Annotated in this window: 7 protein-coding genes; all 7 read left to right on the plus strand. The window is 48.4% G+C overall.

The genetic code is table 11. The annotated features are described in order from the left end of the window. Nucleotides 1-430 (plus strand): tRNA-guanine transglycosylase (locus ACWA6V_RS10060; protein ID WP_449522362.1); only part of this gene is annotated, 430 nt, incomplete at its 5' end. A gap of 178 nt (nt 431-608) precedes the next feature. Next, complete coding sequence (gene secD, locus ACWA6V_RS10065; RefSeq protein ID WP_449522363.1) at nt 609-2,522, plus strand: protein translocase subunit SecD; 1,914 nt, start codon at nt 609-611, stop codon at nt 2,520-2,522. A 13-nt stretch (nt 2,523-2,535) separates the two neighbouring features. Continuing rightward, on the plus strand, nt 2,536-3,690 hold the full coding sequence (secF, locus tag ACWA6V_RS10070) for a protein translocase subunit SecF (protein WP_449522364.1): 1,155 nt from the start codon (nt 2,536-2,538) through the stop codon (nt 3,688-3,690). Between the two features lie 137 nt (nt 3,691-3,827). After that, the gene (locus ACWA6V_RS10075) at nt 3,828-5,837 is read left to right on the plus strand and encodes a PAS domain-containing hybrid sensor histidine kinase/response regulator (RefSeq protein WP_449522365.1); all 2,010 of its coding nucleotides are present in this window, start codon (nt 3,828-3,830) and stop codon (nt 5,835-5,837) included. Between the two features lie 229 nt (nt 5,838-6,066). After that, on the plus strand, nt 6,067-7,215 hold the full coding sequence (locus ACWA6V_RS10080) for an efflux RND transporter periplasmic adaptor subunit (RefSeq protein WP_449522366.1): 1,149 nt from the start codon (nt 6,067-6,069) through the stop codon (nt 7,213-7,215). A gap of 5 nt (nt 7,216-7,220) precedes the next feature. Beyond that, nucleotides 7,221-10,358 (plus strand): efflux RND transporter permease subunit, encoded by a 3,138-nt coding sequence (locus tag ACWA6V_RS10085; RefSeq protein ID WP_449522367.1) that lies wholly within the window; start codon nt 7,221-7,223, stop codon nt 10,356-10,358. Then, on the plus strand, nt 10,355-10,549 hold a 195-nt coding region (locus tag ACWA6V_RS10090; RefSeq protein ID WP_449522368.1), incomplete at its 3' end, for a TetR/AcrR family transcriptional regulator. The genes ACWA6V_RS10085 and ACWA6V_RS10090, both read left to right, overlap by 4 nt.

Here is a 10,549-nt window from a genome sequence, read left to right on the forward strand (position 1 = left end):
GCAAATGCCTAAGCACAAGCCCCGCTATTTGATGGGTGTGGGCAAGCCAGTGGATTTGGTGGAGGGTGTGCGCCGCGGTGTGGATATGTTTGACTGCGTAATGCCAACGCGCAATGCGCGCAACGGTCACTTATTCACCAGCGAAGGAGTGATCAAGCTGCGCAATGCCAAATATCGCGACGATACCGGTCCACTTGATGCGCAATGCGACTGCTATACCTGCAAAAATTTCTCGCGTTCTTATCTGCACCATTTGGATAAATGCAACGAGATGCTGGGCGCACAATTAAACACAATTCATAACCTGCGCTACTACCAAAAAATCATGGCGGATATGCGCAAGGCCTTGAGTGATAACACTTTTGATGCTTTTTTGGCCGACTTTTATGGTCGCCAGGGCTTGGAGGTGCCGCCTGAACCCACACAATGAGTGCTGCACCGTTGTTGTACGCCAATTAAAGGGTATAATCCGGCGCCCTTGACCATACCGCAGCAACGTTTTGTTGCTGTGCGCAAGTAGAAATAAGGCGAACGAGAAGCGCACGATTTGAGCGGTACAGCGAATCGAAACGACTTTAAAACCCGCCGCTGATAAGTTGGGAAAACCTATGTTAAATCGCTACCCACTCTGGAAATACCTACTGCTGATCTTTGTGACTGCCGTAGGTTTCGTTTATTCCATCCCCAATATTTATGTGCCTGATCCTGCTGTCCAAGTCTCTGGAGATTCCAGCGCTAAGGTATTAGACGCTACAACTTTGTCGCAGATAGAGCGCTCGCTCAAAGAAGCGGACATTGAATATTTTGGTGCTGAAGTTAACCCCAAGACGGCAATGGTGCGGCTAAAAACCCGTGACCAACAAATGTTGGCGCGTACAGCGATACAGCGTTCATTAGGCGATGGGTTCGTGGTTGCGTTGAACAACGCATCAACCACGCCAGCCTGGTTGCAGTCGCTCGGTGCTGCGCCAATGAAGTTGGGTTTGGATTTGGCGGGTGGTGTACATTTTTTGATGGAGGTGGATACCGCCTCTGCGGTTGCCAAGCGTCAGGAGGTCAACTCCGACGAAATGAAAACCAAACTGCGTGAAGCTAAAGTGCGCTACACCTCGCTTGATACTAATAAGGACAATCAAATCGTGGCGCGTTTCCGTAGTGAAGAAATCCGCGATGCAGCCTTGAGTGAGTTGCGCAGCGATTATCCCCAGCTGTTGTTCACCACCCCAGACGCTGTAGAAGGTGCGACTGATTTTTCATTTGTTGCAAATTTTAGTGAAGCGGCAGTGCGTGAAGTGGAGGATTATGCTGTTGGTCAAAACCTGATCACGCTCCGCAACCGCGTAAATGAATTGGGTGTTTCTGAACCCATGGTTCAGCGTCAGGGGCGCAATCGTATTATCGTGCAACTCGCGGGTATACAAGATCCTGCCGAAGCCAAGCGCGTTATTGGCAAAACGGCGAACCTCGAGTTTCGCCTGGGTGCAAATGATAAAACGCTGGTATCCAACAAAGAAGAGTTCCCCTACAAGGATGAATTGACGCAGATGCAGCGTGGCAATGCGATTTTGGAGCGCTCAATTATCGCAACGGGTGACCGTGTAGCAAATGCCACCAGTAGTTTTGACCCGGAAACCAACCAGCCGCAAGTAAATATCACCCTCGATAGTCTTGGTGGAGCCCAAATGCACCGTGTTACACGCGATAACGTTGGGCGCGGGATGGGTATCTTGTTTATCGAGTACAAAACCCGTACCACTGTTACCAAAAATGCAGCGGGGGAAGATGTTGAGAAAATGACCCAGTACGTGGAGCGCAAAGTGATTAGCCTTGCGACAATCCAGAGTGCGCTGGGGGTACAGTTCCGTATCACTGGTTTGGATAATCCGGCTGAAGCATCAGAGTTGGCGTTATTGTTGCGCGCTGGTGCTCTGGCAGCACCTATGCACTTTGTTGAAGAGCGGACAATTGGCCCTTCTTTGGGTGCAGAAAATATCGAGAAAGGCCTGAAAGCTACCTTCTGGGGTATGGGTGTTGTACTGGTGTTTATGGTGGTGTTTTACGGCCTGTTTGGCGTATTTGCGAATGTCGCTTTGGCACTGAACGTCCTTCTCTTACTGACAGTATTGTCTATGTTTGGCGCAACACTCACTTTACCTGGTATTGCCGGTATCGTTCTGACAATTGGTATGGCGGTTGATGCTAACGTGTTGATCTTCTCGCGCATCCGCGAAGAGTTAAAAAATGGCTCATCGCCACAGCAGGCAATTTATGCAGGCTACGAGCGCGCATTTATAACCATTCTCGACTCGAATATTACCACCTTGATCGTGGCGGTGATTTTGTTTGCGATTGGTACTGGTCCGGTGAAAGGTTTTGCCATCACACTCACTATCGGTATTTTGACCTCAATGTTCACTGCTATCGTGGGGAGCCGCGCGCTGGCTAATCTGGTGTATGGTGGACGCAAAAACTTGCAGTCTATTGCCATCAATGCCCTTCCACCTTTCAACCGTTTGCACTAAGAGAGCATTACTTATGTCTCAGGAATTGAAAATTATTAATTTTATGGGCGTGCGGAAGCTGACTTCCGGCATCTCTATAGTGCTGGTAATTGCGTCTGTGGTGTGTATCGCCATTTTTGGCCTTAAAGGTGGTTTGGATTTCACTGGCGGTACGCAACTTGAAGTCTTGTTTGATCGGCCGGCAGACTTAAATAAAGTGCGTACACTATTGGAAGAAAAAGAGCTGGAGAGTCCTGTAGCTGTATTATTTGGCTCGGATAAACAAGTCATGATTCGCACTCAGGACGAAATGAAGATCAAAGGCAAGGAGCTAATTGCTGAAAAAATTATCGCTGCAGGTGGTGTACTGGAGGGAGTAGAGCGCCCTTCACGTGAATATGAAGGATTTGCAGACGTTTTAGTCGTTACCAATCTCAGTACAGCTGATTTACAGCAGAAGGCCGTCATTTCTGAAGCGGATTTTGGCCGAGTTCAGTACGCAGAGCGCGATGGCAAAACACTGGTCGTTTTGGAAAACTCGTTGGACTCTGCCTATGTCAAGGAGCTGTTGACGGCTATGGAGGCGGCTACTGGAGCAAAAATTCAACTGCGCAGTTCGGAATTTGTTGGGCCGCAAATTGGTGATGAGTTACGCGATCAGGGCGGGTTGGGGTTATTGACTGCTTTTGTCTTGGTGTTTTTATATGTTGCAGTTCAATTCCAGTGGAAATTTTCGGTGGGTGCAATTACCGCTTTGTGCCACGACGTGATTATTACACTGGGCATATTTTCGGTTTTTCAGTGGGATTTTGATTTAACAGTATTGGCAGCATTGCTCGCCCTTATTGGTTATTCCATTAACGATACTATTGTTATCTATGACCGTATTCGTGAAAATTTTCGCATCATGCGTAAAATGGATCCGCTCGAAGTCATCAATATATCGATTACTCAAACACTCGGTCGCTCAGTAATGACCTCTATGACAGTGTTCATTGTATTGGTTTGCCTGTTTGTGTTTGGTGGCGAGTTATTGCGTGGTTTCTCGACCGCTCTGATTATCGGGGTAATTGTTGGTACTTATTCATCTATTTATATTGCTGCAAATATTACCGTGGCTTTAGGTATCGCCAAAGAAGACCTTATGCCCAAAGAAAAAGAAGGCGCAGAGATTGATGAATCACCGTAACTTTTTTGAATTGTTAGTGAGCAACAGCGCCTAGTGGCGCTGTTGTTGTTTATAGGTTCTGGTTTTTGCTGCGATTGTACAATCTGGATATCTCGGGTATCGTCCAATCAATTTCCCTTAACTCGCTAATAATTTCTATGATTGAGCACATTAGTTTTAGTCCAGCGCTGCAATTAAGTGATGATATTGAGTTGTTGCGTACCACTGTGGGACGTTTTCAGCGTATTTTCAACGGCAGTGGTTACGGCTTTTGGGAGTGGGATTTGCAAACCCAGCACATCGAATGGTCGGGCGGGTTCTGGGAGCGTTTAGGTTACGGCCCTGAGGATGCGGAAAGTATCAGCGATGCCTCCAAAGTACTGACCTATATGCATCCGGATGATCGCGAATTTGCGATCGAGGCCGCTCGCCAGCATTTGCGCAGTGGCAAACCACTCGATGTCTCCTATCGCATCCGAACTAAAATGGGTGATTATATTTGGACCCAAGTCCGCGCCGACTCGCTCCGCGATGAACATGGCCATGCGAGGATTATGTCGGGTGTGAATTTTGATATCACCGAAATCAAAAAGGTGGAAGCGGCACTGCGCGAGAGTGAGGCGCGCCAGGTGCGGATTATCCAGGCCTCCAGCGATGGCATTTGGGAGTGGTATGCCGACCGCGGAGGCTTCCACTTTTCCCATCGCTGCTGGGAATTATTGGGTTATGACGATCTGGACGATGTACTCACTGAAGGTGAAGACCGCTTAAAAATTTGGCGTAAACATATTTATCCGCAAGATTTATCCAAGTTCGATAATGCACTGGTTGAGCACATGGCTGGTCGCGCGCCCTTCGATGTGGAATACCGGCTTATCAGTACCCAGGGTGAGATTCGTTGGATTCGCGGTCGTGGACGCGCCGTATTTAATGAAAAAGGCCAGCCGATTATGATGTCGGGCAGCAATATGGATATTACCGAAGTAAAGCGTGCAGAAGAGCGCGTTATCCAGGCCAAAGAACAAGCTGAAAAAGCCAACCGCGCCAAGTCCGATTTTTTGTCGAGTATGAGCCACGAATTGCGCACACCGCTCAATGCAATTTTGGGCTACACCCAGTTATTTGAATACGACGGCAATTTAAAAACCCAACAAATTGATAACGTGCGCGAAATCCGCAAAGCGGGCGAACATTTATTGCAGTTGATTAATGATGTGTTGGACTTGGCCAAAATCGAATCGGGCAATATGACGGTATCGCTTGAGCCGGTATTGGTATCACGCTTGATTACTGAATGTTTTACTTTAGTGCAACCGCAAGCAGACGCGAAAGGGATTCGTTTGTCTTCATCGCTTGCCGAATTTTCCAACACCTATGTCATCGCCGATCACGTCCGTTTTAAACAGGCGTTACTGAATTTGCTAAGTAATGCGGTGAAATATAATTATGTGGGCGGCGAGGTTGAGGTAAAACTCATTGCCGAACCCGGGCAGCAATTGCGTATCAGTGTGCGCGATACCGGGCGCGGTATTCCTCTGCAACGCCAAAGCGAAGTCTTTCAACCATTTAATCGTTTAACGGCTGAAAACACCAATATTGAAGGTTCTGGTGTGGGGTTGGTCATCACCAAACAATTGGTGGAGATGATGCAAGGGCGACTCGATTTCACCAGCGCTGAAGGTATGGGCACTACTTTTTGGATCGACTTGCCTATGGCAACGGAATGGAATGCGGATTCGGTTGTGCGCATATCATCAAGTAAGGATTACACCCCCGCATCATTGAATGTGCAGCGCCGTTGCAAAGTCCTTTATGTGGAAGACAATCCAACCAATATCCGTTTGTTGCAACAGATATTTGCGCGCTATCCCCAACTTGAATTGGATGTCGCTGAAGAGGCATTCCTGGGAATTTACAAAGCGCGCAGTACACAGCCGGATTTAGTGATATTGGATATTAACTTGCCGGGAATGGATGGTTACGAAGTCCTGAGTGTATTGAAAAATGACCCGGATACCCGCGCTACGCCAGTGATCGGTTTGTCGGCGAATGCCATGCCTTACGATGTTGAGCGTGGGCGCAATGCCGGTTTTTACGATTACCTGACCAAACCAGTCGATATTCATCGCTTGATTGAAGTATTTAACAAGCTCCTGCATGACCATTAATTCCCATCTCCATTTAACTGGTGCTTATTCTTTTTAAGCACCAGTTTTTCCTCTTTCACTTCCAGTCTTTAATCACAATCGTTAACAAGTGCAAATGTTCGTGGTTTTAGCGGCAAAGCTGTCTATTATTCAGTAATGAACATTTGTTCATTTTTCTGAAGGTATATCGTCTCCCCCTCGGTCCAGCCTTTTATTCAGTCTCGCATTAACGCATTTTAAGGAGTTCACCATGTTCCCAGTTATTCGGTATCGGGCAATTTTTGCCATAGGATTCATGGGGTTGGCGCTATCCGCATGCGACACCAAGACAGCGCCAATAGCAGCTGCCCAAGCACCGGTTGAGGTAGGAGTGGTGACTTTGAGTGCGTCTGATGTGCCTCTGCAAGTTGAATTGCCGGGTCGCACCTCAGCTTACCGCAAGGCGGAAGTGCGCCCGCAAGTGAGTGGAATTATCCAGAAACGCTTGTTTGTGGAAGGTGCTGAAATCAAGGCGGGTACACCCTTGTACCAAATAGATCCTGCAACCTACCAAGCTGCGCTGAGTAGTGCACAAGCAGAACTGGCGCGCGCGGATGCCAACCTGGCCGCCGCAAAGGCGAAGGAGGCTCGCTATAAAAATCTGAATTCAATGAAGGCTATCAGCCAGCAGGACTACGATGATGCCCTGGCTAATTTCGGCCAGACCAAAGCGAATGTTGCAGCGGCAAAAGCTGCAGTGGAGACGGCGCAGATCAATCTTAAGTACACCAAAGTGTTGGCTCCGATTGATGGTGTTATCAGTAAATCGTCTGTGACTGAAGGTGCCTTGGTTAATGCAGGTCAGGTCGATGTGTTGGCCAGTATCATGCAGCTGGACCCAATTTATGTCGATGTTTCCCAATCGGCAGAAGAATTGTTGCAGCTGCGCCGCGAAATGCTTAAGGGCGATGTGGCAAAGGCAGAGAGCGCCAAAGTGCGCCTGTTGTTGGATGACGGTTCAGTCTACGAGCACGAAGGCAGTTTGCAATTTGCCGAGGTGGGCGTAAATGAATCGACGGGCACCGTTGTTTTGCGCGCGCAATTTCCCAACCCGGATCGGTTGTTATTGCCTGGGATGTTTGTGCGCACGCAATTGGACGAAGGTGTGCGCACTAATTCTTTGCTGGCACCCCAGCGTGGCATTACGCGTGATCGCACTGGCAATGCAACTGCCATGGTGATTAATAAAGAAGGCACCGTTGAGCTGCGCCAATTAAAAACCGGCCGTGCAGTGGGCGATCAGTGGTTGGTGTTGGAAGGTTTGGCGGTGGGCGATCAGGTAATTGTTGAGGGCTTGCAAAAAGTGAAGCCGGGAGCACCCGCCAAAGCGGCGGCTGCTAGCAGCAAGGCCGGGGAGTAATCGACATGGCCAGATTTTTTATTGATCGCCCCGTATTTGCGTGGGTTATTTCCATCATCATTATGTTGGCGGGCGCGCTGTCGATTTTTAAATTACCGATTGCGCAATATCCTGAAGTGGCGCCACCAGCAGTGAGTATTAGCGCTTCTTACCCCGGAGCTTCCGCGCAAACTGTGCAAGATACGGTTATACAAATTATTGAGCAGGGCCTTACCGGTATCGACAATGTGCAATACATGTCATCGACCAGTGATGCCAGTGGCCGCGGTGAAGTGACGCTGACATTTTTAGCGGGTACTGATCCAGATATCGCGCAAGTACAAGTGCAAAATAAATTGCAAACAGCTATGCCGCTGTTGCCGCAAGAAGTGCAGCAGCAGGGCATTCGCGTTACAAAATCATCAGCTGGTTTTTTGATGGTGATCGGTTTTGTTTCTGCTGATGGCAGCATGGATAAATACGATATTGCTGACTATGTGGCCGCTAACGTGCAGGATCAATTAAGCCGCGTTAATGGTGTTGGGCAGATAACACTGTTTGGTTCGCAATACGCGATGCGTATTTGGTTGGACGCCAATAAACTTGCTACTTACAAACTCACCACGGTTGATGTTGCTACAGCGATACGCGCACAAAATGCGCAAATTGCAGCAGGCGAATTAGGTGGTACTCCAGCGCTGCCGGGGCAACAAATTAATGCCAGTATCGTGGTGCAAACCCGTCTTTCCACGCCGGAGCAATTTCGCAATATTTTATTGCGTGTGAATCAGGATGGTTCGCAAATTCGTTTAGGTGATGTGGCGCGCGTTGAGCTCGGCGGTGAAAATTATCAATTCGAAACGGAATACAATAATCGTCCTGCCACTGGTTTGGCGATCACGTTAGCGGCTGGCGCAAATGCGTTGGACACCGCTGATGCGGTGCGCAAACGTATCGCTGAGCTGCAAGGCTTTTTCCCGCAGAGTTTGGAAGTTGTTTATCCTTTTGACACCACGCCCTTTGTAAAACTGTCGATTGAAGCGGTGGTGCACACACTCATCGAAGCGATTGTGTTCGTCTTTTTGGTGATGTATTTATTCCTGCAAAATTTTCGCGCAACATTAATTCCCACGATTGCGGTGCCGGTAGTGTTGCTCGGCACATTTGCTGTTCTGTCCGTATTTGGTTATTCCATTAATACGCTCACCATGTTTGCGATGGTGCTAGCAATTGGATTGTTGGTAGATGATGCCATCGTGGTAGTGGAAAACGTTGAGCGAGTGATGGCGGAGGAGGGGCTTTCACCACGCGAGGCAACACGCAAATCCATGCAGCAAATTACGGGTGCATTAATTGGTATTGCGTTGGTGTTATCCGCTGTGTTCGTGCCTATGGCATTTTTTGGTGGATCCACCGGAGTTATTTATCGCCAGTTCTCCATTACCATTGTGTCGGCGATGGTGTTGTCAGTGATTGTTGCGTTGACGCTCACACCTGCACTCTGCGCCTCTTTATTAAAACCGGTCAAACATGATCATTACGAAAAGCGTGGTTTCTTCGGTTGGTTTAATCGCAACTTTAACAAGGCGACCACTAAATATCAGTCTGGTGTTAGTTCGATGTTGGGTAAAACCGGTCGTTACATGGTGATCTATGTGGCGATTGTATTGGTGCTCGGATTTTTATTCACCCGCTTGCCAAGTTCATTTTTACCCGATGAAGACCAGGGCATAATGTTTACCCAGATGACCCTGCCAGTCGGTGCGACCAAAGAGCGATCGATAGGTGTGATGGATCAAATAGAAAAACATTATCTTGAAGACGAAAAAGATAATGTGCGCTCGGTGTTCTCGGTAATTGGATTCAGTTTTAGTGGGCGCGGGCAAAACAATGGCATCGCATTTGTGGGCATGAAAGATTGGAGCGAGCGCTCCGATGAATCGCAGCACGTGCAAAGTATTGCGGCGCGTGCGATGGGTGCCTTCTCCAAAATTAAAGATGCAATGGTATTCCCCTTTGTGCCACCTGCGATTACCCAATTGGGTACTTCATCCGGATTTAATTTGCAGTTGCAGGATTTGGGCGGCTTGGGGCATGAAGCATTGATGCAAGCGCGCAATCAATTTCTTGGTATGGCGGCACAGGACAAACGTTTGGTGGGCGTGCGCCCCAATGGGCAAGAAGATAATCCACAATTTAAATTGGATGTTGATCAGGAAAAAGCAACGGCATTGGGCGTGTCATTAACCGATGTAAACAGCATTTTTTCCACTGCTTGGGCTGCATCTTATGTAAATGACTTTATCGATAAAGGCCGCGTGAAAAAAGTATTTGTGCAAGGCGATGCGCAATACCGCATGTTGCCGGAAGATGTAAAAAATTGGTACGTGCGCAATAACAAAGGTGAAATGGTGCCTTTCTCTGCATTTACATCGGGGCGTTGGATTTATGGATCGCCACGTCTTGAGCGCTACAATGGAGTGTCTTCGCTCAATATTATCGGGCAGGGCGCACCAGGTGTTAGCTCGGGCGATGCGATGCTGGCGGCGGAAGAAATTGTGGCGAAATTACCGGCAGGCATTGGTTATCAATGGACAGGCATGTCATTTCAGGAGCGCGAGTCTGGCAATCAGGCACCGTTGTTGTATGCGCTCTCCATCCTGATTCTATTTTTATGTTTGGCGCCACTTTATGAAAGTTGGTCGGTGCCTTTTGCAGTGATATTAGTGGTGCCGCTGGGCGTGATAGGGGCGGTGTTATTTGCAATGGGCCGCGGTTTATCCAATGATGTGTATTTTCAAGTGGGTTTGTTAACTACTATTGGCCTCGCTGCAAAAAATGCAATTCTGATTGTCGAGTTCGCCAAAGCGCTTTATGAAGAGGGAATGGATTTGGTGCAAGCAACTATGGAGGCAGTGCGTATGCGCTTGCGTCCTATCATCATGACCTCGCTTGCGTTTATGCTCGGTGTAACGCCACTGGTAATTAGCTCCGGTGCAGGTTCCGGTAGCCAGAATGCGATTGGTACTGGTGTGTTTGGCGGAATGTTCTCTGCAACGGTACTTGCCATTTTCTTTGTGCCGGTATTTTTTGTGGTGGTCTTCCGTTTGGCGCAGCGTTGGTTTCCGGCGGCTCCGAAACCGGATGATTCGGTGTCATCATGAACAAGTGCGACATCATTCTTAGTGCAACATTAAATCTCTTGGCGAGTCGCGGCTTCCACGGTTTTTCAATCCGCGATGTCGCCAAAGAGGCGGGCGTCGCCACGGGTACGGTGTATTTATATTTTGAGGATCGCGAAGATCTGATAAAAAAATTACATAGCCAGATTATAGAAACTGTGGGGCGGGAAGTG

It is taken from the genome of Cellvibrio sp. (genome assembly GCF_053579595.1).